Raw genomic sequence first — 22682 nt, forward strand, 5'->3', positions numbered from 1 at the left:
GGAGATAAAATAACCCCTTGAGCGTGATACTGGCGATAGAGACATCCTGCGACGACACCTGCGCGGCCGTGGTGGAGGACGACGGGCGCAGGGCCCTCTCGAACGTCGTCCACACCCAGACCGAGCACGCCCGCTACGGCGGGGTCGTGCCGGAGGTCGCCTCGCGGGCTCACCTCGAACGCATCGACGGCGTGGTGGAGAAGGCGCTCGCCGATGCGGGGATGACCCTCGAGGAGATAACCGCCGTCGCGGTTACGGTGCGTCCGGGGCTCATCGGGGCGCTCCTCGTCGGGCTGGCCTCCGCCAAGAGCGTGGCCTATGCCCGCCGGCTGCCTCTCATCCCGGTCAACCACCTCGAGGGTCACGTCGCCGCGGCGTACCTGGAGGACCCGGCGCTCGAGCCGCCGTTCGTCGCGCTCGTCGCCTCCGGAGGGCACACCGCGCTCTACTCGGTCGGGAGGGACCGGAGCATGTCGCTGCTTGGCGAGACGCTGGACGACGCCGCCGGGGAGGCCCTCGACAAGGGGGCGAGGATGCTCGGGCTGGGGTTCCCCGGGGGCCCCGCGCTCTCGAGGGCGGCCGAGGGGGGTGACCCGGAGCGCTACGAGTTTCCGGTGGCCCTCAAGGGCAAAGACGATCTCGACTTCAGCTTCTCCGGCCTCAAGACGAGCCTGCTCTACACGCTGCAGCGCCTGGGGGAGGAGAGGGTGGAAGAGGAGCTGCCCCATCTGGCGGCGAGCTACGAGGCGGCGGTGGTGGAGGCGCTCTCCCGGAAGCTGCTGCGGGCCGCGGAGATGACGGATTCCCGCTCCCTCGTGGTCGCGGGGGGCGTCGCGGCTAACGCCCGGCTGCGCGGTCGTCTCAGGACCGAGTGCGAGAAGAGGGGTATCGGGATCGTCATCCCGGCCCCGGCGCTCTGTACGGACAACGCCGCCATGATCGGGGCCGCCGCGCCCCACTCCCCGAAGATAACTTTCCCCGGTTACCTAGGCCTCAACGCCCGCAGCATCTGAGGCCTCGGGCGTTGCGAGGGGTTTGTTCCCTGCTCTATACTGCTGGCCGGTGGCCAGCGCGGCTGCCTTTCGGTGCGTTCCCTTCTTTGCGGAACGGGGAGGGGGAACGCGCGGTTGGTACGGAGATCCGAACAGAGGGAGGGGGGATGCAGGCGGCTTTGTGGCAGATCGGGTACCTGCCGGTCCACGCTCAAGAAGGAGAATGCAAAACATGAAGGGTAAAAGCTTCCCGAGGCGGGTTTTCGCCTGCCTCATGCTAGCGTTTCTGGCGGCTGTATTGTCCGTCGGCGTCGTCGGAGCCAGGGACGCTGCAGCACGCAGGATGGTCAACGAGCCATGGAGGTACCAGGCTCACCCGCCGAAGAGGTATGCTTTCGCGGCGAACGCTCAGGCTTTCCCGTACACCCCGTCCGAGTGCGTGGCCCGCTACGGGGTGGCCTGCTATTCACCGCAGCAGATCAGACGGGCGTACGACATCCCGTCCTCGCTCGAGGGAAATGGGCAGTCGATCGTCATCTTCGACGCGTATGGGAGTCCCTCCGTAAGACGGGATCTCGAGACCTTCAGCGAGACTTTCGGTCTCCCCAAGCCCGATCTGCACATCTACTATCCTCAGGGCAGACCGAAGTTCGACCCCAGAAACCTCAACCAGCAGGGGTGGGCGCAGGAGATAGCGCTCGACACCCAGTGGGCGCACGCCATAGCGCCGAAGGCCAGGATCAACCTGGTGATAGCCCGCAACAACTCGGATCTGGCGTTCAACTACGCCCAGACCTGGGCGCTGGGGCGTGGTCTGGGACACGTCTGGTCGCAGAGCTACGGTACGCCGGAGGCTGCGATCAAGAGCGTGAACAGCAACGTTCAGCTCAGGCTCTCGCACAACGGTTACGTGAACGCCCGCGCGCAGCACATAAGCGTCTTCGCCTCTGCTGGTGATTCGGGGGCGGGCAACGGTTTCAGAAAACCCAACGCGCTCTACCCGGCCTCCGACCCGCTTGTGACGGCCGTCGGCGGGACCAACCTGTTCGCGGGCGACCGCGGGGTTTACCGGCGGGAGACGGTCTGGAACGACTCGGATCCCGGGCTGTGTCCGTTCGGATGCAGCCAGGGGATCTTCGGGGCGACCGGCGGCGCCGCGAGCCGGGTGTTCAAGAAACCCGCCTACCAGGAAGGTTTTCAGCCCACGCACCACCGCACGACCTCAGATGTGGGCTACGACGCCTCGGTGTACACCAGCGTGTTGGTGTACCTGAGCATCCCCGGCATCCCCGAGGGCTTCTATTTCTTCGGCGGCACCAGCTCCGGGGCTCCGCAGTGGGCCGGCATCGGGGCGCTCGCGAACCAGGCCGCCGGAAGGCCGCTCGGGTTCTTGAACCCCAGGCTCTACGCCCTCGCGAAGAACGGAGCCACCTACCGGGCGAGCTTCCACGACATCACCCGCGGTCAGAATGCCTTCTACGGCGGCGGGTACGCCGCGAAGCGCGGCTACGATCTGCCGACCGGCCTCGGCACGCCGAAGGCTTCCACCCTTATCCGCAACCTCTCGCGCTAGGCTGGCATGAGGGCACGCCGAAAGGGGGCGGGGAATCTCTCGTCCCCTCGGCTTTTATTATTCTGATCTCCCCAGCGCCTGTTCCCTCTCCTCCCCACGCAGGATCACGCTCCGCGCGCACTCCACACAGGTGGCGTGTACGTTCTCGGGGTGGTCCCTCGTGTACAGGAAGACGGCAACCTTCCTGGGCACCACGTAGATTATGTGCTCCGTCGCCTTCGAGCAGCGCTCGCAGAATCGCTCTTGCCGGCCTATCTCCTTCGGCAGCCGGCTCAGGCTCGGGATTCGCTCCGGGCGGAAGATGCTCGCGCCGTTCATCGTCTGTTCATGGATTGAATTCCAACCTTCTGCGGAATATACTTCTGGCGTCGGCACTCTACCCGGTAGAGTGCCAAAGCATGTAGGCTCCGGAGCGTGAGTTTATCAGAGGAGGTACGTGGAGTGGCGCACAAAGAGCTAAAGTTTGACACCGAAGCGAGGAGGGCTCTCGAGGCCGGGGTGAACAAGCTGGCCGACGCGGTCAAGGTGACGCTCGGTCCGAAGGGGCAGTACGTAGTTCTGGACAAGAAGTTCGGCTCGCCGACGATCACCAACGACGGCGTGACGATCGCGCGCGAGATCGAGCTCGAGGACATCTTCGAGAACCAGGCGGCCCAGCTGGTCAAGGAGGTTGCGACCAAGACCAACGACGTCGCCGGTGACGGGACTACCACGGCGACGGTTCTGGCGCAGGTCATCGTGCGCGAGGGCCTGAAGAACGTGGCGGCGGGCGCGAACCCGGTGATCCTCCGGAGCGGGATCGAAAAGGCCGTCGACGCTGCGGTGGAGGCGATAAAGGAGCAGGCCGTGGAGATCTCGGGCAAGGACGAGATCTCGCGTGTCGGCGCGATCTCCGCGCGCAGCGAGGAGGTCGGCAACGTCATCGCCGAGGCGATCGACAAGGTTGGCAAGGACGGGGTGGTCAACGTCGAGGAGGGGCAGACCCTCGGGATGGAGCTGGAGTTCACCGAGGGGATGCAGTTCGACAAGGGCTACCTCTCGCCGTACTTCGTCACCGACCAGGACCGGATGGAGGCGGTCCTGGACGACCCCTACATCCTGATCGCCAACCAGAAGATCAGCAACGTCCAGGATCTCTTGCCGATCCTCAACCAGGTGATGCAGGCGAGCAGGCCGCTTTTGATCATCGCCGAGGACGTCGAGGGTGAGGCGCTCGCGACCCTGATCGTCAACAAGCTGCGCGGGACGTTCAACGCGGCTGCGGTCAAGGCCCCGGGCTTCGGCGACAGGCGCAAGAGGATGCTGGAGGACATCGCCATCCTCACGGGCGGCGAGGTCATCACCGAGGAGCTTGGGCTCAAGCTGGAGAACACCCAGCTCAGCCAGCTCGGCCGTGCCCGCAGGGTCGTCATCACCAAGGACGACACCACCATCGTCGACGGCGCGGGTGACCCCGAGCAGATCAAGGGCCGCATCAACCAGATAAAGAGCGAGATCGAGACGACCGACTCCGACTTCGACCGCGAGAAGCTGCAGGAGCGGCTCGCCAAGCTGGCCGGCGGCGTGGCGGTCATCAAGGTCGGTGCGGCGACCGAGACCGAGCTCAAGGAGAAGAAGCACCGGGTCGAGGATGCGCTCTCGGCTACCCGGGCTGCTCTTGAGGAGGGCATCGTCCCCGGCGGCGGGGTGGCGCTCCTGAAAGCTCAGGAGAAGGTCGAGAAGCTGCTCGACGAGCTCGAGGGCGACGAGCGGACCGGCGCCAGGATCGTCTACCGGGCGCTTGAGGAGCCCATCCGCCAGATCGCGGAGAACGCCGGCGCCGACGGCTCGATCGTGGTCGACAAGGTGCGTGCCCAGAGCGACTCCATCGGGTTCAACGCCCTCACCGGCGAGTACGAGGACCTGGTGAAGGCCGGGATCATCGACCCCGCCATGGTCACCCGCTCGGCGCTGCAGAACGCAGCCTCCATCGGTAGCCTCATCGTCACCACCGACGTGGTCGTCGCCGAGCCCGAGGAGGAGCAGCAGCCCGCCATGCCCGGCGGCGGGATGATGTAACCGGCTGACACAGCCGGATCCTGCAGGGCGGCCCCATCAGGGGCCGCCTTCTTTCTTTGTGCTTCTCTTGACATTCTTCTCACGTGACCCTATCATTCACAGTGGTCATACCTTTGGGAGAAGGAGGATGAGAACCTTCCAGAGTGGCTCTTGTGGGATGTCTACTCTGGGGGCATGACGAGGGGTGGGGGATATCTCTTGTATCGCAGGGTTCTTGTTGCCGTAGACGGATGTGAGTTCAACCACGGGGTTCTGGAACGGGGTGTCGAGCTGGCGGAGCTGCTGGGGGCGGAGGTTCACGTGCTGTGCGTCCAGGAGCCGCCGCCGGCTCTGCAGACCCAGATCCTGGGCGAGACCCCGCGCGAGGTCTTCGAGGAGCACCTGGAGGAGGTCCGGTCGCGGATCCGCGAGGCTCTGGAGGGGTGCGGGGTGCGCGTGGAGAGTCTGGAAGTCTGCGGTGGGAGTCCGGCCGGCGTCATACTGCGCCTCCTAAATGAGGGGAGGTTCGATCTCGTGGTCCTGGGACGTCACGGCAGGGGGCTCAGACACCGTTTCCGCCCCGGCTCCACGACCCACAGGGTACTCGCCTGCGCTCCCTGTCCGGTCCTGGTCCTGCCCTGCATGGATGAGAAGACGATCGGGATGGACCGGAAGGAGGGTGTCGGAGAGAGGGTGTGACCCCGGGATCCGAGAAAGGCGGTGATCAGCGGTGAACCTTTATCTCATCGATGGCGCGAGGTTGCGTAGACTGCGCGAGGAGAGGGGACTCTCGCGTGAAGATCTCTCCCGCGCCACCGGCCCTTACAACCCGGACGGCGTCCGGCTCATAGAGGAGCTCGAACGCCAGCCCAGGGTGCACGTCCTCGAAACCATAGGCCGCAGGATTGCCGCGGCGCTCGGCGTTGGGCTCTCTGAGCTCACCGCCTATCCCGACCCACCCGAGGATGTCCTCCTCGCAGAGAAGCCCACCGCTGCGCCCCTGTTCTCACCCGACTCCCTGCTCCGCCCCCCTCGGAACTGAACCCCCAAAAGATGTTGACCTCGACCGGAAACGATGATAACATTCGCTCCGAAATTTGGTCATACCAAATGGTATTGCCAAAAAGGGAAGGAGAGAGGATGACTGAGGTGGCTGGAAGGGAACCCGGTGCTGCCGCGGAGGCCTTGGAGGGGAGGGCTTCGACGGAGGTACTCGAGGAAGCCAAGAGCGTGGAGTTCACGTATCGCGGGATCTTCCAGAAGACGCTCGCGGCGAACCTGTGCAAGCACGTGGTGATGGCCAACCGCAGGCGTGAGTGGCTGGGTTCCACGATCCAGCGTTACAGCGACTCTCCGGAGCGCAATGGGGTTCCGGCGAAGCAGTTCGCGGTGATCGCGCCGGACGAGGAGCGGTTGCAGGAGCATCTGGCGAAGTACGAGCCGGGTGAGCTTGACGTGATCACGGTGCTCGACGACACGCTGTGCGACGGGGTGGAGTCGTGGGCGTTCTACGGGCGGCAGCCGATAAACCTGCGGCTGCGGCGTGGGGGGACGCTGATCGTCGTGTCGCACCGGTCGGCGGAGGAGTTGCTCCGGGTGATCCCGCGCAAGCCCTGGCCCTGGACGCTGGCGATCCTGCCGGGCACGCCCAGCATGGGCGGGCTCTGGGTCTACCGGGACGACGGGACGGACATGCGGGTGCTCGGGGCTATAGCGAAGGTGAGGCCGGACATCTTCGAGCTCGAGGCCGTCGAGGAGGTGGTCGAGGAGGACGAGAAGCTCGGGGATGAGCATCTTGAGGCTCTGCGCAGCGGTTACGAGGAGGTGAGGGTCTACGAGGTCGCATCCGGCGAAGGCAAGGAGGACGACTACGAGCCGGTGAGGCTGCCCGGCTACCGCGAGATGCGGGAAGCGATAATCGTCGAGGCGTGCAAGCCTGGCGAGCGCAACCCCGACTACAAGACCTCTTCGGACAGGACCATGCGTCCGCTGGTCGATTTCGACGCGTGCATCAAGTGCCGGCAGTGCTGGCTCGACTGCCCGGATGAGGCCTTCGACGTGACCGAGGAGGGATATTTCCCGGTCAACTACGACTACTGCACCGGATGCGGGTTGTGTTCGCAGGTCTGTCCGGTGGAGGACTGCATCGTGATGGTCAACGACCTGGAGTTCATCGAGGAGGGCAACCAGGACGTCTTCCCGAAGTGGAAGGAGGATCCGGAGGGCTACCGCGAGTGGAGGGAGGAGAAGATAGCCAGGGGGAGGGTCAGGCACAGCGGTTACTTCAACACCGACGTTTGGGCTCCGGTGGACGGCGGAACTGCGGAGCGTTCGAGAGAGGAGGAGAGAGGATGACCGTTGCGCGGCCCAGGGGCCGGCAGATCGAGAAGCTGACCACGGGGACTCAGGCGGTGGCGCAGGCCGTCAAGCTGGCCGACGTGGACGTGACGGCCGCGTATCCCATCCGGCCCTACGACGGCGTGATGCAGGCGGTGGCCAAGCTCATCGCCGACGGCGAGCTCGAGTGCGAGTACATCGTGGCCGAGGGGGAGCACTCGCAGTTCGAGATCTGCAAACATGCCTCCGCCGTCGGCAGCCGGGTGTTCGTGGGGTCTTCCGGGGTCGGCTGGATGTATGCGATGGAGTCACTCGCGGTCACACCGTCGCTCCGGCTCCCGGTGGTGGCGATGATCGGCAACCGGGCGCTCGACGACCCCGGGGCGTTCGGGGTCGAGCACAACGACGCGATGGTCGTGCGGGATCTGGGGTGGCTGCTCTTCTGGGTCGAGGATGCGCAGGAGTGCTTCGATGCGACGCTCATGGCCTACCGGGTCGGGGAGGACAGGAGGGTCTCGTTCCCGGTCGGGATCTGCGTCGACGGGGCGTTCATCACCCACTCCCAGACCCTGATCGAGATCCCCGACCAGGAGACCGTCAACGAGTTCCTGCCGCCCTACGACCTGGGGGACCGGCTGCTGCACCCGGACAACCCGATCACGATAGCCCCGCAGGCCAACGAGGACTGGGTCATGGAGATCCGCAAGCAGACCGACGAGGCCGCGAGGAGGGTGAAGGGTGTGATCCGGGAGGCGCACGACGACTTCAGGCGGCTCTTCGGGCGGGGTGGGGACAACCCGTTCTTCGAGGAGTACATGACCGAGGATGCGGAGTACGTGCTCCTCGGGATGGGATCCCTGGGCCTTCCGGCCAAGGTCATGGTGCGCAGGCTGCGCGGGCGCGGCGAGAAGGTCGGCTTCATCCGGCTGAAGTGGTTCAGGCCCTTCCCCGACGAGGAGCTCGCCGAGTCGCTCGGCCGTTTCCGGGCGGTGGGCGTCATAGACCGCGACTACTCCTACGGCTCCCCGCAGCAGGGCGGGGTGCTCTTCACCGATCTGCGGGCCGCGCTCTACGACGCCGAGAGGAGACCCCGGCTGGTCGACTTCATCGGTGGTCTGGGCGGGCGTGAGCTCACCCCCGAGATGATGGACGAGATGGCCGAGATCACCCGACGCGCCGCGCGGGGAGAGGATGTCCCCACCGTAAGCTGGATCGGGGTGCGCGAGTAGAGGCAACGCAGGAAGGAGGTCTTCCCCTTGACCGTGGAGACACCGGGACGGGTTCTCAAGCTCGACCCCATAAGGTCGATAAAGAAAGCACCGGTGGAGGAGTACTTCGAGTCCGGGCACAGGACATGCCAGGGGTGTCTCTCCTCGCTGCCGATGCGGCTGATGGCCAAGGCGGCCGGCCCGCGCACGATCGTGCTCGGCTCGACCGGGTGCATGTACGTGGCCAACACCACCTACATGACCACCCCCTGGGTCGTGCCCTGGATGCACACCCAGCTCGGGGCCGCCGGCTCCGCGGCGGTCGGGACCGCGGCCGGGCTCAAGGCGCTGATGCGCAAGGGCAAGATCAAGGACGAGCCCATAAACGTGATCGCGTTCTGCGGCGACGGCGGCGGGGCCGACATGGGGCTCTCGGCCATAAGCGCCGCGCTCACCGACATCGAGTACAACCTCCTGATCTTCCTCTACGACAACGAGTCCTACGCCAACACCGACATCCAGACCTCGGGGCAGACGCCTTGGGGGGCGGTGACCACCTTCAGCCCGCCCGGAAAGAAGCACCGCATCATGCAGCGTCGGTGGAAGAAGAACGTCCCCGGCATGCTCGCCGCCGGGCACCCCGACACCAGGTACATAGCCTCCGGGACCCCGGCGATGCCGGTCGACATGATGGACAAGGTGCGGGCGGCCCTGCGCGCGGGGGGGCCGACCTACATCCACGTGCTCGACCCGTGCCCGAAGGGCTGGCACTACGACCCCGAGCACTCCGTCGAGCTCGGCAAGCTCGCGCTCGAGACCGGCATCTACCCGCTCTACGAGATCAAGGACGGGGTGCTGGAGTTCACCGGGATAACCAAACAGATAGCCACGGGCCGGCGGCGCCGCAAGCCGGTGCGCGAGTACCTGGAGAAGCAGGGGCGCTTCGCCCACTTCAAGAACCAGGACTACGCCTACTTCCAGAAGAAGGTCGACGAGATGTGGGAGCAGTGGATCATCCCGTGCGTCGTCGCCTTCAGCTACGGCGGGCCCATAAACATAACCGGTTCGGAGCCGAGGGTGAGGAACAAAAACGTCGAGCGGGTGAACGCCTCGTGGACCGGGGAGCCAGGACACGCCCATGAGCAGTACGAGGGTGTCTCCGACGCCCCGAGCGAGCCCTGGCGTGATGACAACCGGCTAGACGAATACCCGAACGCCCTGCCGTCCACCGGGCACTAGGGTGGAGAGATTCTACGGGAGAGGAGGTGATGTCTGGGTAGCGGGGTTGGTAACCGGGAGCGGTGAAAAAACCACGGGGAGGGTGGAGGCTCTCCCCGTCGAGGCAAAGGAGGAGTGAGAAGCGATGCCGGCTGACAGCGACGAGGGCGCTTCTGCCGCCAACTACAGGGAGGGGCGGCTTCACAGCCAGGCTCATCGCGTGGAGGGGACACCCGAGGCGCCAGCGGGGGAGGTGCGAGGAACAGAGGAAAGGTACTGGGACCCCGGACGCGGAGAGCCGATGCCGATCCGGAGGCTCCCGGAGGCACCGGTGGCGTTGCACCTCTTCGGACCGGCGATGGTCCTGGTGGCGCTCGGTGTGGGGCTCGGCGAGACCTTCATGTGGCCACGGCTCGTCATAATCTTCGGGCCGCAGATCCGGTGGCTGTTTTTGATCGGGGTTTCGTTGCAGGCCGTGGTGATGCTCGAGATGGCCCGTTACGCGATGGCGACTGGCGAGAGTATCTTCTTCGGGGCGGCGCGGATAGCCAAGCCGTTCATGTGGTTCTTCTTCGCGGTGGCGATCCTGGTGTACATCTGGCCGGGGCACGTCTCGCTGGGCGCCCAGGCCTTCGAGTACATGACCGGGATAGGATGGCTCGGCACGGCCATAGTGGGGATAATCATCATGGGGGTCATCTACACGGTGGCCAAATACGTCTACAGCATACTCGAGGCCGTGCTCTCCGTCCTGATCGGGCTTCTGGTGATAGGTTCGGTTATAGTCGCCGGGATCGTGGGGACCTGGCACCAGCTGTGGGCCACGCTCTACGGGCTGGTCTCCTTCGGGTACATGCCCAAGGCGGCGATGAGCGCGGCGTGGTTCCCGGTGATCGTCGGTTCTATAGCTTTCGCCGGTCCTTCGGGCATGCAGCAGATGTGGTACACGCTCTGGCTGCGCGACAAGGGCGCGGGTATGGGGGCGCACATCCCCAGGATCAAGGGCCTCATCCACCTGGACGAGGAAGAGGAGACCATGCCCTCGCGGGGGTTCATGTTCGACACCGAGGATCGGGACGAGATGCGCAAGTGGCGCGACTGGAGGCGGTGGGTGAGCTTCGACGCCATCCTGCTTTTCTGGGGCATAACGATGCTCGTGACCATCGTCTTCACGATCCTGGCTCAGGCCGCCGGTCAGATCAACCCCCACGTGATCGGCGTGATCAAGGGCGGTGACGAGACGGCGGCGATCTCGGCCATCGCGGCGGCGTACAAGAGCGCCGGCGGCACGGTGCTCAAGCTCGTCTACCTGGGCTTCATTGCGATCGTCGGCTGGAAGGGGACCTTCGGGATCTTCGACGCCTTCGCCCGCGGCCAGTCGGACATGACCTACTACTTCATCCCGGGAGCGCGCCGCTTCAGCATGAACAAGCTGTACTTCGGCTTCCTCTACGGGGTGATGGCCTTCGGCATACTGGTCCTGCTGTTCGGCCCCGCGGATGGCCCGGCCTCCGTGCTCGACATCCTGGCGTTCCTCTCGACGTTCGCGATGGGTGCCTACTGCATCCTGCTGCTGTTCACCAACAACCTGCTGCTTCCGAAGAGGATCCGCCCGAACATGATCGTCAACGTCATACTGGCGGCCGGGGCGATCTTCTACCTGGGCATGCTGTTCTACAGCCTGTTCCGTTTCGGGGTGGTGGTGGGTTGATCGCGATGCGTCTGCCGACGCGCAGGGCGTGGGAACTCGCCTTCCCCGGCATGGTGGTCGGACTGGTTACGGGACTCATGGTGGGGGGACTGGCCGTCTACGGCGGCCTGTCCCCCGCTCTCGTTGCCCTCGACACGCTCGGTCTCTGCGTGCCGCTGGTGCTGCTCGGCGCCCTCTACGACCGGCTCCTGGCGGCGGGACGGATACGCCTTGCCGGGGTTGCCCCCGCGATGCTGTTCTGGACGCTCGGCTTCCCGGCGGCCCGGGTGGTGCAGCAGCTCGTCCTCTGGGGAGGGACCGGCTTCGGCGGGGGAAGGGTCTTCCCGGACGGGTTCTTGCCCTTTCTCGGCTACCAGGCCCTGCTCGGTGCGGGCTACGGTATAGGCTTCCTGTGGATACACGAGATCCTGGCCTTGTGGTGGTGGCCGAGGATAGCGGAGCACAACCCCGTGGCCATGAGATACGTGCGGCAGCTTGTGGGAAGTGCTGCCGGATCTTCCGGGGACATCAGGCGGCATTCTAGAGGTCGAAGGCGAAACAAGACTTAAGGAAAGGTCTCCTTAGGGAGATCTTCCAGCGGCGCCCGGGAACCTCCACGATCGAGATATGCTGGATGAGCCGGCATTTTGTGTCTTTCTGCACGGGACGCAGGGAAAAGGAGGGTGGTCTAGATAACGGCTTTCGTACCGCTTCTGGCCAGGCTTTTGGGCGTAATCTTCACCGCTGTTATGCTCTCCGGAGACAACGCGGTGGTGATCGCTCTGGCAGCGGGGAGGCTGAAAAGACGAGAACGCAAGAGAGCCATCTTTTGGGGGGCGGCCGGGGCCGTCTTCTTGCTGCTCGTGTTCGCCTCGGTTGTCACCCTGCTGCTGCAGATACCCTACTTCCGCGTCGCGGGGGGCTTTTTGCTCTTCTACATAGCCTGGAAACTCATCCAGGGGGAAGGGGAAGCCGAAAACCCGAAGGTCCAGGGCGGAGAGAGTATCTGGCAGGCCATAAGGATAATAGTGGTGGCCGACGTCTTGATGTCCCTCGACAACGTTCTTGCCCTGATCGGGGTCTCCGGAGGCAACCTCTGGCTGCTCGGGGTGGGGCTGGCCTCCACCGTGCCGGTTGTCTTCTGGGGGAGCCGGCTCCTCATCCGGGTGCTGGAGCGCTGGGGCTGGCTCGTCTACGCCGGGGCCGCGCTGCTCGGGTGGGTGGCAATCGGTATGATCTTCAGCGACGACTCTGTGCAGAGGTTCGCCGCCTCGGTGCGCGGCTTCGAGGACCCGATAGAGGCGGCGATCACCGCCGCCTTCGTGCTCTTCTGCTGGCTGTGGGCCAGAAGCAGGCGATATCCACTGCAGCGGGACGACGACCGTCGGGAGCCGTGATGGCTGGCCCGCGGGTTGCAGTAGAAGACCTCCTCGACGCCTCCGGGCTCCTCGCGGATTGGGGAGTGCTGGCCCGGCTGCCGGGCATACTCCTGGTCAACCTGATCCTCTCGGGAGACAACGCGGTGGTCATCGCTCTCGCAGCGCGAACCCTCAAGGACCGGCAGCGGCGCCGGGCCATCGTGTACGGTTCCGCCGGCGCCGTAGGCCTGAGGATCCTGTTCGCCGGCTTCATCTCCCTGCTCCTCGAGCTCCCCTTCCTGCAGGCGGCGGGCGCGCTGCTTCTGCTCTGGATCGCCTGGAACCTCTCCGGCGACGACCCCGGTGTAAGCGAGGTAAGGGCCGGAAGCAGCGTTCTCGGGGCCGTGAAGATCATAATTCTCGCCGATGCGGTGATGTCCCTCGACAACGTTCTGGCCCTGATCGGGGTCTCCGGGGGCAACCTGTGGCTGCTCGGGGTCGGGGTGGCGATGACCGTGCCGCTCGTGGTCTGGGGCAGCTCCTTCCTTACCTCTCTGCTGGAGCGGTGGACCTGGCTGATCTACGCCGGGACGGGCCTTCTGGTCTGGGTCGCCGCCGGGATGTTCCTGGACGACAGCGCGATCCGGGCCCTCGTCGACGTTCCCGCACGCCTTGAGGATGCCATCGGGCTGGCCGCCGCCGCGTTCTTCGTCGCCTCCAGCTGGCTCGTGCGACGCGGCAGGGGTAGTGCGTGATCTCCTCAGAAGACGATGACCACCCGGCCCCGCAGGCCACCGGCGTCCATCACGCGCTGGGCTTCGGCCGCCTCCTCCGGCGGGTACTCGCCGGCGACGCGCAGCCTCAGCCTGCCCTTCGAGGCGAGACGACGCAGCTCCTCCAGCCAGTCCGTCCGCTCGAGTACCCTGAAGACCATCACCGGCTCCACCCGGATCCCTCGCTCCGGCTGCTCCGGACGCCAGCCGCGAACCGTGATCATGCCTCCACTATCGCGGACGGCCCCAATCGCCCGCTCGTGCAGCAGCGCGGTGTCGAAGAGGCCGTCGGCCCCTTCGGGCGCCACCTCCCGTACCGCCGTGGCGAAGTCCTCCCCGCGCGGGACGACCACGTCCGCCCCGTATGACCTGACCAGATCTTCGTCTTCCGGCCTGGCGTCCGCGATGATCCGCAGGCCCGCCTCCTTTGCGAGCCCGATGACGTAGGAGGCGAGGAGCCCAGCCCCGCCCGTCACCGCGAGCGTCTGCCCGGGTTCGAGCGCGAGGGTCTCGAGCCCCAGCCTGGCCGTGAGCCCGTTCATCGGCAGGGTCGAGGCCTGCTGCAGCGTGGCACCCTCCGGGATCGGCACCACGGAGGCCGCCGGAACCACGATGAACTCCGCCTGCGCCCCGCCCTCGGGTCTTCGCGGGTTGACCGCGGCCATCACCTCCTCCCCGACCTCGAATCGGTCGACCCCCTCTCCTACCGCCTCGACCGTCCCGGCCGCGTCCATCCCCGGCGTCCAGGGCGGAGGGACATCTTCAACGCCCCTCTGCCGGAGCCCGATGTCCGTCGGGTTCACCGCCGCCGCCCGGACCGCGATCCGAACCTCTCCGGGGCCGGGATCGCGTACCTCCCGCCGTACGACCTCGAGTACCTCGGGACCACCGGGCGCCGTGATGCCCACGGCACGCGCTTCCTTCGTGCTCACAGAACCTCCTTCTCCCGATGAACCATGCCGGTCGCTTCCCGGTGCTTTCCTTCCATCCCACTCGGGGAAATTCATCACCGGAACCACACCTCTTCAAGCATGCCAGATGACCTATCCCCAGGATCTATCGCGCTTCAAACTGTTATTTGTGAAGCAATTAACGGCAGTATGGTTGCACGCTGTTACAATCCAGTACTGGTAATACCAATTGGGAGAAAAGGAGGTAAAGATGAACAAGACCGGTTCGCGCCTGGTTCGCTTTTTCGAGAGGTTCTCCCCGAGCGCGCAGATGTTCCGTGGCACGAGCCGTGGGCTCGGGAGGGGGCGGGGGGCGCGGCTCGCGGACGTTCCCGACGAGGAGAGCTCGGAGAAGGCGTACTACGAGCAGGAGTTCAGGGAGCTGGTCCGTCAGTTGAAGAAGGGGTAACCCCCTTTTTCTCTCGGGCGATCGCTGGCGGGGCGCCTTGCCCCGCCTTTTTCAACGTTTTATGGAGGCGATGACTGCCTCTGCCGTTTTGCGGGCGCGGTCCGGGTTGCTCCAGGCGTCGAGACGGCTGGAGACCTCCAGGCGCGTCCAGGGGGAGGTCCACACCACCTGATCTCCGACGGTGAGCCTTAGGGGTTCGTCGAGTTCGCAGGTGCCGAAGTCGCTACCCGGTGGGTATTCGAGTATGTGTTCCCCCGCGCACTCCTCGGCGACGAGGTCCGCGGCGGTTTTATCGGGGGAGATGTGGAAATCGAAGGAGTCGCGGGGTGCGGGCCAGTGGGTTATGACGATGCCGTCTTTCCCGAGGACGCTCACGACCCTCCTGTACCCCCGCAGGTGTTTCGGGAGGGGATGTGGGAGGTCGAGCTCGTGGTCGTGGAGACGGCGGCGCAGTTCGGCGTAGAAGGTCTCGAAGTACTCGGTTATCCGGGAGCGGAGCTCTTCCAGGGTCTCGTCGTCCATCTCTCCGAGCGACACCCTGCGTCCCTCGAGCATGGCTCAGATCTCGTAGCCCAGGTCCTCTGGTCTCAGGTCCGGGTCCACCGGTGGTGGGGGAGAGGGGTGGGTGGTGAGGGTCTGGGCCTCGATGCCGAGGGCCTCCGCCAGGCTCTGCGTGACGCTGTCCTTCACCTCCGTGCGGGGGGTGGCCTCCAGCCCGACAACCACGCCGGGGTTCAGGCATATGGCGTCGGCCAGCTCCTCCCTGGAGAGGGAGGCCCTCTTTCGCGCCTCCTTCAGCAGTGCTCCGTCAACCTTCACCGCCGCACCTCCCGTGACGGATCTGATTCACGTTCGCTCCCCGGGGTCCAGCTTCGGCCTGAAGCTCCTCGCCACGTCCTCTATGTGGCGTGCCATCGCGCGCTGGGCCGCGTCCCTGTCGCGCCGCCTGACCGCCTCGAAGACCTCCCGGTTGCCCTGCAGGGAGTGCTTCGAGCGCTCGCCGTCGGAGAAGGGGCGTTCGTAGGCCTTCTCCAGCAGGTCGTTTATGATCTCGAGTATCTGCTCTATCACCGTGTTGTGGGTCGCCTGGGCCAGGAGGCTGTGGAACTCTGCGTCCTCGTCGGCCGTGGGCTCACCCTTGCGGACCTTCTCCTCCTGGCGGGCGAGGATCTCCTCGAGGGATCTCAGATCTTCCTCGGTCGCCCGGTCGGCGGCCTTTCTCGCTATCTGCGGCTCGAAGAAGAGCCGGGCGTCCATCAGCTCCTCGCGCAGTTGGGCCCTGCTGCGCAGTATCCGGGCTATCGGGGCGACCAGGTGTTCGGTGGTGATCTCGCGCACGAAGTTGCCGCCGCCGTGACGGCTCTCCACCAGCCCAGCGGCCTCCAGCTGCCGGATGGCTTCCCGGATCACCGCCCGCCCGACGTCGAACTGCTCCGCGAGCTTCCGTTCCGGAGGGAGCGGCTGGCCCGGCTTCAGCTCCCCGCTCAGGATCGAGTCGCGGATCCTGGCGGCTATCTCTATGTAGAGCTTGCGGCGCTTGGCGGGTGCGGTAGTCTGGTTCACCCCTTCGACATCTCCGCTCACGTCGGTAATATATCATGCGGTGGTAATGGAGCCCGTTTGCCGTTCTATACTGGTATATAGTCTTCTTGACCCTCCGCAGGTGTCGGGATAGCATGGCGGGGACTTGCGGTACCCAACGGAGAGAAGAGCGGTAGGCCCACGGAACTGCCCCGCCCGTGGGCTTTAGTGTATCCCCGAGCGAAAGGTTGTGCTGATGGACATTGAGATCGGGAAAGGAAAGACCGCGCGCAGGGCCTACGGGCTGGACGAGATCGCGATAGTACCCAGCCGCAGGACGCGCGACCCCGAGGACATAGACATCTCCTGGACGCTCGGCGACCTGCGGCTCGACCTGCCGTGTCTCGCCGCCGCGCTCGACGCGGCGGTCGACCCGAAGACCGCCGGGATCATAGGTTCGCTCGGCGGGCTCGCCGTTTTGAACCTGGAGGGCATCCAGACCCGCTACGAAGATCCGGGCCCGGTCTTCGAGGAGATAGCTAGCCTCCCCGATACCAAGGCCACCCGCGTCATGCAGGAGCTCTACTCGGAGCCGATAAAGGAGGAGCTAATCTTCCGGCGGGTGCAGGAGATAAAGGAGCAGGGCGTGATCGCCGCGGCTTCGCTCACCCCGCAGCGGGTCGAGAAGTACCACCGGGCGGCGATCGAGGCCGGGCTCGACGTGCTCGTCATACAGGGCACGGTCGTCTCGGCCGAGCACGTCTCGAGCCGGGTCGAGCCGCTGAACCTGATGGAGTTCATCCCCTCGGTGGGCGTACCCGTGATCGTCGGCGGGTGTGCGAGCTACTCGACCGCTTTGCACCTGATGCGTACCGGGGCCGTCGGCGTCTTGGTGGGCGTCGGGCCCGGGCGCATCTGCACCACCCGCGGCGTGCTCGGGGTGGGGGTGCCGCAGGCCACCGCGATAGCCGACGCCGCCTCGGCCCGGATGCGGCACTACCTGGAGACCGGCGAGTACGTCAACGTTATCGCCGACGGCGGGATGCGCACCGGCGGCGAGATTGCCAAGGCGATAGCCTGCGGGGCCGACGCGGTGATGCTCGGGAGCGCCTTCGCCAAGGCCGAGGAGGCGCCCGGGAGAGGCTATTCGTGGGGTATGGCGACCTTCCATCCCACCCTGCCGCGCGGCACCCGGATAAAGACCGAGACCGTCGGAACACTCAAGGAGATACTGGTCGGCCCCGCCCACGAGAACGACGGCACCCTGAACCTCATGGGCGCTCTGAGGACCAGCATGGCCACCACCGGCTACCAGAACATCAAGGAGTTCCAGAAGGCCGAGGTGATGGTCGCTCCGTCGCTCGCCACCGAAGGCAAGCTCGAGCAGCGTACCCAGCGGGTCGGGATGGGGAGGTAGGGTCTTCCCTTGATCCTCGTCCTCGACTTCGGTGGTCAGTACGCCCAGCTCATCGCGCGCCGGGTGCGCGAGTGCCGGGTCTTCTCCGAGCTCGTCCCCTACGACACCCCGATCGAGGAGATAAAGCGCAAGGACCCGGAGGGCATAATCCTCTCCGGGGGACCGAGCAGCGTCTACGAAGAGGGGGCCCCGCGGGTGGACCCGGCGCTCTTCGAGCTCGGTGTCCCGATACTCGGGATCTGCTACGGGATGCAGCTCATGGCGCTCGAGATGGGCGGGAAGGTGGGGGCCGTCCAGATCCGGGAGTACGGCCCCTCTGAGATCGAGGTGAGAGATCACCGGGTCCTCTTCGCCGACACCCCGGAGAGACAGCGGGTCTGGATGAGCCACGGGGACGCGGTCTTGAGTGCTCCGGAGGGTTTCGAGGTTACGGCCGGGACCTCCTCCACGCCTGTGGTCGCCTTCGAGGAGACCTCGAAGGGGCGTTACGGGGTGCAGTTCCACCCCGAGGTGCGGCACACCGAGTACGGGATGGAGATCCTCAAGAACTTCCTCTTCGAGGCGTGCGAGTGCCGGGCCGAGTGGACCCCGGTCAACATCATCACCGAGGCGACGGAGAGGATAAGGGAGCAGGTCGGTGACGCGAGGGTCATAGCCGCCCTCTCCGGCGGGGTAGACTCGGCGACCGCGGCGATGCTCGTCTACCGGGCCATCGGCGACAACCTGACCTGCGTCTTCGTCGACCACGGGCTGTTGCGCGAGAACGAGGCCGAACAGGTCATGGAGGCGTTCACGGAGAACTACGAGATACCTCTGATCCACGTGGACGCCACCCGGCGCTTTCTGGACAGGCTCGCCGGCGTCACCGACCCGGAGAAGAAGCGCAAGATCGTCGGCGAGGAGTTCATCCGCACCTTCGAGGAGGAGGCCCGTAGGATAGAGGACGCCAGGTTTCTGGTGCAGGGGACGCTCTACTCGGACGTGATCGAGAGCGGGACCCGCGACGCCGCCCGGATAAAGAGCCACCACAACGTAGGGGGGCTGCCGGAGGTGATGGACCTCGAGCTCGTCGAGCCTTTGCGCAACCTCTTCAAGGACGAGGTCCGGGTGATCGCCGAGGAGCTCGGGATGCCCGAGCGGCTGGTGTGGCGCCAGCCCTTCCCGGGACCGGGGCTCGCGATCCGGATAATAGGCGAGGTCACCGCCGAGAGGCTCGAGATCCTGCGCCGGGCCGACGCCGTTTTGCAGGATGAGATCCGCGCGGCCGGCTACTACCGCAAACTCTGGCAAAGCTTCGCTGTTCTGCCGGCGGTGCAGTCGGTCGGGGTGATGGGCGATGCCCGCACCTACGCCTACCCGATCGTGATCCGGGCCGTAACCTCCGACGATGCGATGACCGCCGACTGGGCCCGTCTGCCCTACGATCTCCTGGAGCGCATCTCGAACCGCATCATAAACGAGGTGCCCGGGGTGAACCGGGTGGCGCTCGACATAACCAGCAAGCCGCCCGGCACGATAGAGTGGGAGTGAGCGGGGATACCCCACTCGGGACAGACCCGGTGGAGGTCGTCCCCTACGACCCGCGCTGGCCGCGGATGTTCGAGGAGGAGCGGCAGCGGATACTGGGCGCGCTCGGCCCTCGCGCCCTGGAGGTGGAGCATATCGGCTCTACCGCAGTCCCCGGTCTCGCCGCGAAGCCCGTCATAGACATCATGGTCGGTGTCGGGACGCTCAATGACGCCCCGGCGTGTATCGGGGCGCTTGAGGCGCTCGGCTACGAGTATGTATCGGAGTTCGAGCGGGAACTCCCTGAGAGGCGCTACTTCCGCCGGTTCGGCCCGGACGGCAGGAGGACGCACCAGATACACCTCGTGGAGCGCCGGAACCTCGGCTGGTGGGAGCGGCACGTGCGGTTCAGGGATTATCTGAGAGCTCACCCGGAGAGCGCCCGCGAGTACGGGGAGCTGAAGATGGAACTCGCCCACCGGTTCTGCCACGACCGTGCCGGCTACATGGACGGCAAGGACGCGTTCATGCGGACGCTCGAGCGGCGGGCGCTGGATGAGGGTGGTGCCTGAGGTCCTCCGGGTGATGACCTTCAACGTCCGCGGCTCGCGGCGCGGGGATGGGGTGAACGCCTGGCGCAACCGCAGCAGGCTCAACGTGGAGGTGATCCGCGACGCCGGTCCGCATCTCATCGGGTTTCAAGAACTTCAGCGCGGGAACCTGGACGTCTACAGGCGGAGGCTCCCCGGTTACGAGTGCGTCCTCGGGACGGGATACGAGAACCACAGGCCCTACGCGTTCAATGCCATCTTCTACGATCCGCGGATGCTGGATCCGCTGGAGAGGGGCGGATTCTGGCTCTCGGAAACCCCCCAGAGGCGTTCCCGCTCCTGGGGCAGCAGCCACGTGCGCTCGGCGAACTGGGTGCGCTTCTGCCTGCCGGATGGGTCGGAGTTCGTACACCTCAACACCCACCTCGACCACAGGAGCGGGAACGCCCGGCTGAAGGGTGCTGAGCTTATCGTGGGGAAGCTCGGGGAAATTGCAGGGGAAGATCCCGTACTCCTCACCGGTGACTTCAACTGCAACCCCGGCTCGAAGACCTACAGGGTATTCATCGCAGCAGGATTTACAGACGCCCACCGCGCGGCCGGCAACCCCACGCAGAATACCTTCCACCGCTTCCGCGGGGAGGACTTCGTCCCGAAAAGACCGGAGGCCGAGGGCAGGCTGGACTGGATACTGATGCGTGGCGGATGGACCCTGCACTCCTGCCACGTCATCCGGCATTCCGACCCACCCCTCTACCCCAGCGACCACTACCCGGTGCTCACCAGGATTTCGCTCCGGTGGGCGGAACGTCACACTCCATGTTAACACAGCTTTAGCGGGCATTTTACGCTCATGAAACCCACGGCCCTCCCTGCTCCCATATCATTCGGCCGCACGCACGGAGAAAGACGATTGAGGGCCTGAGAGACGGGCCGAAGAGAGGAGGCCTCAGGGAGTTGAGACGCGGGAGATTGATGGGCGTGGCGGCGGCCGGGATGGCCCTGTCTCTGGTGTTGGCCGGATGCGGCAACACGGTCGGTAGCAGCGGCAGCTCCGGTGGGGGGTCCGGAAAGGCCTCCGGCGGTGGCAACGCGCAGGCCGCCACGAGCCTGAGCGGAGCCGGCTCGACCTTCGTCGGGCCTTACTACAGCAAGGCGTTCAAGCAGCTCGCGCAGGACAAGGGAATACAGGTCAACTACCAGCTGGTGGGTTCCGGGGCCGGCATACAGGCCCTCATAAACAAGACCGCCGACTTCGCCGACTCCGACGCGCCCATGACCGACCAGGAGATGAAACAGGCTGGCGGAAACCCGCAGCACATCGCGGTGGTCGGTGGGGCCGCAGTCGTGGCGTACAACGTCAAGGGTGTCAAGGGTGGACTCAAGCTCGACGGTCCGACGCTCGCCGACATCTACCTGGGCAGGATCAAAAAATGGAACGACCCGGCGATAAAGAAGCTCAATCCCGGGGTGAACCTGCCGGACGAGAACATAGTCGTCGTGCACCGCTCGGATTCGTCGGGCACCTCGGACATATTCACCACCTACCTCTCCTCGGTGAGCCCCGAGTGGAAGAGCAAGGTCGGGGCCAGCACCACCCCGAACTGGCCGACCGGGGTGGGGGCCAAGGGCAACGACGGGGTAGCCGGGCAGATCTCGCGCACCGAGGGCTCAATAGGCTACGTGGAGCTCGCCTACGCGCTCACCAGCAACATAACCTACGCCTCGGTGAAGAACGAGGCCGGCAATTACGTCAAGCCCGGGCTCGAAACCGCCAGGGCGGCCATTGAGGGAGCCAAAATCCCGCCCGATCTGCGCGTGATAATCTCCGGGACCAGTCCCAAAGCTTCCAACGCCTACCCGATAACCGGGCTCACCTGGATGCTCGTGCGCCAGAAGGAGCAGAATCTCTCCAAGTGCAAGGCGCTCGCGGAGACCGCCTGGTACGTCACCCACCAGGCGCAGAAGCTGGCTCCTGGGCTCGAGTACGTCCAGATCCCGCCCAACATCAAGAAGATAGACGAGCAGAAGATAAAGAGCATGGAGGCGGGCGGCAAGAAGTGCTACGCGGGATGAGGCCTCTGATGGATGGGGAGGGTGCATTTGCTGCACCCTCCTCTGGTTTGTTTCCTGTAGGGGCGGGCAGATGAGCTCCTTTGCCAAGAAGCTGCGACGGGGTAACGCGGGGGATCTCGTCTTCGAGCTGCTCGCTCTCCTCTTCGGGCTCTCGGTGCTCGCGATCACCTTCGGGATCGTCTTCGAGTTGTGGATCAACACCGCTCTCTCGCGGGAGAAGTTCGGGTTCGGGTTTCTGTGGTCGCGCGACTTCAACGTCAACGGCGGCCGGATAGGGGCGCTGACGGTCATCTACGGGACGGTGGTGACCGCAGTAATAGCGATAGTGCTCTCCGGGCTGGTGGGTGTGGGGATCGCGGCTTTCCTGGTGGAGGTCGCGCCGCGTCGCCTCAACCGGGTGGTCGGGTTCGTGGTCGAGCTCCTGGCGGCCATCCCCTCGATCGTCTACGGCTTCTGGGGGATATTCGCGCTCGCGCCCTGGCTCGGGCGCTACGTGGTGCCGATTATAAAGGATCTGCTCGCATGGCTTCCGATTTTCTCCGGTCCCTACGTCAACGCGAGCGTGTTCACGGCGTCGATAGTGCTGGCGATAATGATCCTTCCGACGGTGGCGGCGATCTCGCGGGACGTGATAGAGGCCGTGCCCGACTCCCAGCGAGAGGGGATGCTCGCCCTCGGGGCCACCCGCTGGGAGATGTTCAGCCGGGCGGTTCTGCCTTATGCCAAAAACGGGGTACTCGGTGCGCTGATACTCGGCATGGGTCGGGCTGCGGGAGAGACGATGGCCGTCACGCTCATCATCGGCAACAACGCCCAGCTCTTCACGTCCCTCTTCCAGCAGGGGGCGACGATGGCCAGCGTCATCGCCAACGACTTCGGGGAGGCGCAGGGGTTGTTCCTCTCCGCCCTGCTTGAGATAGGGCTGCTCCTGTTCGCCATCACGTTTTTCATAAACGTTGGGGCGAGGCTTCTGGTGTGGTTCTTCGTCCGTGATCCGAAAGGGGGTGTGAGGGTGTGAGCACACTCGCCTCCACCACGCCCCGCGACAGACGGCGGCGAAGGATGG

General features: G+C 65.5%; 24 protein-coding genes. 19 read left to right on the forward strand and 5 right to left on the reverse strand.

Features of this window, described 5'->3' with window-relative positions; all coding sequences use genetic code 11:
* Nucleotides 1-23 precede the first annotated feature (23 nt).
* Nucleotides 24-1013: a tRNA (adenosine(37)-N6)-threonylcarbamoyltransferase complex transferase subunit TsaD gene (gene tsaD / locus PJB24_RS00235; protein WP_273842028.1), complete on the forward strand. Its 990-nt coding sequence runs from the start codon at nt 24-26 to the stop codon at nt 1011-1013.
* A gap of 211 nt (nt 1014-1224) precedes the next feature.
* A complete protein-coding gene (locus PJB24_RS00240; protein WP_273841425.1) occupies nt 1225-2565 on the forward strand; it encodes a S53 family peptidase in 1341 nt (446 codons plus the stop codon).
* 57 nt (nt 2566-2622) lie between these two features.
* Here the strand turns inward: PJB24_RS00240 and PJB24_RS00245 are convergent, their stop codons facing one another.
* Complete coding sequence (locus PJB24_RS00245; RefSeq protein WP_273841427.1) at nt 2623-2883, reverse strand: hypothetical protein; 261 nt, start codon at nt 2881-2883, stop codon at nt 2623-2625.
* Nucleotides 2884-3006: 123 nt separating this feature from the next.
* On the opposite strand from PJB24_RS00245, the gene groL reads away from it, so the two are divergent.
* From groL to PJB24_RS00295, 10 genes are all read left to right on the forward strand, one after another.
* Entirely contained in the window at nt 3007-4623 is a 1617-nt protein-coding gene (gene groL, locus PJB24_RS00250; protein ID WP_273841429.1) for a chaperonin GroEL, read from the forward strand.
* Nucleotides 4624-4821: 198 nt separating this feature from the next.
* Nucleotides 4822-5301 (forward strand): universal stress protein, encoded by a 480-nt coding sequence (locus PJB24_RS00255; protein WP_273841431.1) that lies wholly within the window; start codon nt 4822-4824, stop codon nt 5299-5301.
* A 31-nt stretch (nt 5302-5332) separates the two neighbouring features.
* On the forward strand, nt 5333-5644 hold the full coding sequence (locus PJB24_RS00260) for a helix-turn-helix domain-containing protein (protein ID WP_273841433.1): 312 nt from the start codon (nt 5333-5335) through the stop codon (nt 5642-5644).
* Between the two features lie 107 nt (nt 5645-5751).
* On the forward strand, nt 5752-6957 hold the full coding sequence (locus PJB24_RS00265; protein WP_273841435.1) for a 4Fe-4S dicluster-binding protein: 1206 nt from the start codon (nt 5752-5754) through the stop codon (nt 6955-6957).
* Complete coding sequence (locus PJB24_RS00270) at nt 6954-8168, forward strand: pyruvate ferredoxin oxidoreductase (RefSeq protein ID WP_273841437.1); 1215 nt, start codon at nt 6954-6956, stop codon at nt 8166-8168. The genes PJB24_RS00265 and PJB24_RS00270 overlap by 4 nt, the downstream gene beginning before the upstream one ends.
* 33 nt (nt 8169-8201) lie before the next feature.
* Nucleotides 8202-9386: a thiamine pyrophosphate-dependent enzyme gene (locus PJB24_RS00275; protein ID WP_273842030.1), complete on the forward strand. Its 1185-nt coding sequence runs from the start codon at nt 8202-8204 to the stop codon at nt 9384-9386.
* A gap of 124 nt (nt 9387-9510) precedes the next feature.
* Nucleotides 9511-11076, forward strand: coding sequence for an Nramp family divalent metal transporter (locus PJB24_RS00280; protein WP_273841439.1), 1566 nt, complete (start codon nt 9511-9513; stop codon nt 11074-11076).
* Between the two features lie 5 nt (nt 11077-11081).
* On the forward strand, nt 11082-11624 hold the full coding sequence (locus PJB24_RS00285; protein ID WP_420541857.1) for a hypothetical protein: 543 nt from the start codon (nt 11082-11084) through the stop codon (nt 11622-11624).
* 156 nt (nt 11625-11780) lie between these two features.
* Nucleotides 11781-12452: a TerC family protein gene (locus tag PJB24_RS00290; protein ID WP_273841443.1), complete on the forward strand. Its 672-nt coding sequence runs from the start codon at nt 11781-11783 to the stop codon at nt 12450-12452.
* The gene (locus PJB24_RS00295) at nt 12452-13168 is read left to right on the forward strand and encodes a YjbE family putative metal transport protein (RefSeq protein WP_273841445.1); all 717 of its coding nucleotides are present in this window, start codon (nt 12452-12454) and stop codon (nt 13166-13168) included. The genes PJB24_RS00290 and PJB24_RS00295 overlap by 1 nt, the downstream gene beginning before the upstream one ends.
* A 5-nt stretch (nt 13169-13173) precedes the next feature.
* Here the strand turns inward: PJB24_RS00295 and PJB24_RS00300 are convergent, their stop codons facing one another.
* A complete protein-coding gene (locus PJB24_RS00300) occupies nt 13174-14118 on the reverse strand; it encodes a quinone oxidoreductase family protein (protein WP_273841447.1) in 945 nt (314 codons plus the stop codon).
* A gap of 229 nt (nt 14119-14347) precedes the next feature.
* On the opposite strand from PJB24_RS00300, the gene PJB24_RS00305 reads away from it, so the two are divergent.
* Entirely contained in the window at nt 14348-14545 is a 198-nt protein-coding gene (locus PJB24_RS00305; protein ID WP_273841449.1) for a hypothetical protein, read from the forward strand.
* A 51-nt stretch (nt 14546-14596) separates the two neighbouring features.
* Here the strand turns inward: PJB24_RS00305 and PJB24_RS00310 are convergent, their stop codons facing one another.
* Genes PJB24_RS00310 through PJB24_RS00320 form a run of 3 tightly spaced genes read right to left on the reverse strand, consistent with a single transcriptional unit; the run spans nt 14597 to nt 16129 of the window.
* On the reverse strand, nt 14597-15100 hold the full coding sequence (locus tag PJB24_RS00310) for a hypothetical protein (RefSeq protein ID WP_273841451.1): 504 nt from the start codon (nt 15098-15100) through the stop codon (nt 14597-14599).
* Nucleotides 15101-15103: 3 nt separating this feature from the next.
* Complete coding sequence (locus tag PJB24_RS00315; RefSeq protein ID WP_273841453.1) at nt 15104-15364, reverse strand: helix-turn-helix domain-containing protein; 261 nt, start codon at nt 15362-15364, stop codon at nt 15104-15106.
* Nucleotides 15365-15391: 27 nt separating this feature from the next.
* On the reverse strand, nt 15392-16129 hold the full coding sequence (locus tag PJB24_RS00320; protein ID WP_273841455.1) for a FadR/GntR family transcriptional regulator: 738 nt from the start codon (nt 16127-16129) through the stop codon (nt 15392-15394).
* Between the two features lie 193 nt (nt 16130-16322).
* Here PJB24_RS00320 and PJB24_RS00325 point away from each other — a divergent pair, with 193 nt between their 5' ends.
* The 6 genes from PJB24_RS00325 to pstC all read left to right on the forward strand — a co-directional run bounded on the left by PJB24_RS00325 (nt 16323) and on the right by pstC (nt 22634).
* Complete coding sequence (locus PJB24_RS00325; RefSeq protein WP_273841457.1) at nt 16323-17483, forward strand: GuaB3 family IMP dehydrogenase-related protein; 1161 nt, start codon at nt 16323-16325, stop codon at nt 17481-17483.
* Between the two features lie 9 nt (nt 17484-17492).
* Nucleotides 17493-19013 (forward strand): glutamine-hydrolyzing GMP synthase, encoded by a 1521-nt coding sequence (guaA, locus tag PJB24_RS00330; protein WP_273841459.1) that lies wholly within the window; start codon nt 17493-17495, stop codon nt 19011-19013.
* Entirely contained in the window at nt 19010-19561 is a 552-nt protein-coding gene (locus PJB24_RS00335; RefSeq protein ID WP_273841460.1) for a GrpB family protein, read from the forward strand. Before guaA ends, PJB24_RS00335 begins: the two co-directional genes overlap by 4 nt.
* On the forward strand, nt 19554-20366 hold the full coding sequence (locus tag PJB24_RS00340) for an endonuclease/exonuclease/phosphatase family protein (protein WP_273841462.1): 813 nt from the start codon (nt 19554-19556) through the stop codon (nt 20364-20366). The genes PJB24_RS00335 and PJB24_RS00340 overlap by 8 nt, the downstream gene beginning before the upstream one ends.
* A 131-nt stretch (nt 20367-20497) precedes the next feature.
* A complete protein-coding gene (gene pstS / locus PJB24_RS00345; RefSeq protein WP_273841464.1) occupies nt 20498-21616 on the forward strand; it encodes a phosphate ABC transporter substrate-binding protein PstS in 1119 nt (372 codons plus the stop codon).
* 70 nt (nt 21617-21686) lie between these two features.
* Nucleotides 21687-22634: a phosphate ABC transporter permease subunit PstC gene (gene pstC / locus PJB24_RS00350; protein ID WP_273841466.1), complete on the forward strand. Its 948-nt coding sequence runs from the start codon at nt 21687-21689 to the stop codon at nt 22632-22634.
* Nucleotides 22635-22682 lie beyond the last annotated feature (48 nt).

The organism is Rubrobacter calidifluminis (assembly GCF_028617075.1).
GTDB lineage: Bacteria > Actinomycetota > Rubrobacteria > Rubrobacterales > Rubrobacteraceae > Rubrobacter_E > Rubrobacter_E calidifluminis.

Coding starts and splice junctions, on each gene's coding strand:
- PJB24_RS00240 (WP_273841425.1), top strand. CDS start 1,225: ATGAAGGGTAAAAGCTTCCCGAGGCGGGTTTTCGCCTGCCTCATGCTA.
- PJB24_RS00245 (WP_273841427.1), bottom strand. CDS start 2,883: ATGAACGGCGCGAGCATCTTCCGCCCGGAGCGAATCCCGAGCCTGAGC.
- PJB24_RS00270 (WP_273841437.1), top strand. CDS start 6,954: ATGACCGTTGCGCGGCCCAGGGGCCGGCAGATCGAGAAGCTGACCACG.
- PJB24_RS00280 (WP_273841439.1), top strand. CDS start 9,511: ATGCCGGCTGACAGCGACGAGGGCGCTTCTGCCGCCAACTACAGGGAG.
- PJB24_RS00285 (WP_420541857.1), top strand. CDS start 11,082: ATGCGTCTGCCGACGCGCAGGGCGTGGGAACTCGCCTTCCCCGGCATG.
- PJB24_RS00295 (WP_273841445.1), top strand. CDS start 12,452: ATGGCTGGCCCGCGGGTTGCAGTAGAAGACCTCCTCGACGCCTCCGGG.
- PJB24_RS00305 (WP_273841449.1), top strand. CDS start 14,348: ATGAACAAGACCGGTTCGCGCCTGGTTCGCTTTTTCGAGAGGTTCTCC.
- PJB24_RS00310 (WP_273841451.1), bottom strand. CDS start 15,100: ATGCTCGAGGGACGCAGGGTGTCGCTCGGAGAGATGGACGACGAGACC.
- PJB24_RS00325 (WP_273841457.1), top strand. CDS start 16,323: ATGGACATTGAGATCGGGAAAGGAAAGACCGCGCGCAGGGCCTACGGG.
- pstC (WP_273841466.1), top strand. CDS start 21,687: ATGAGCTCCTTTGCCAAGAAGCTGCGACGGGGTAACGCGGGGGATCTC.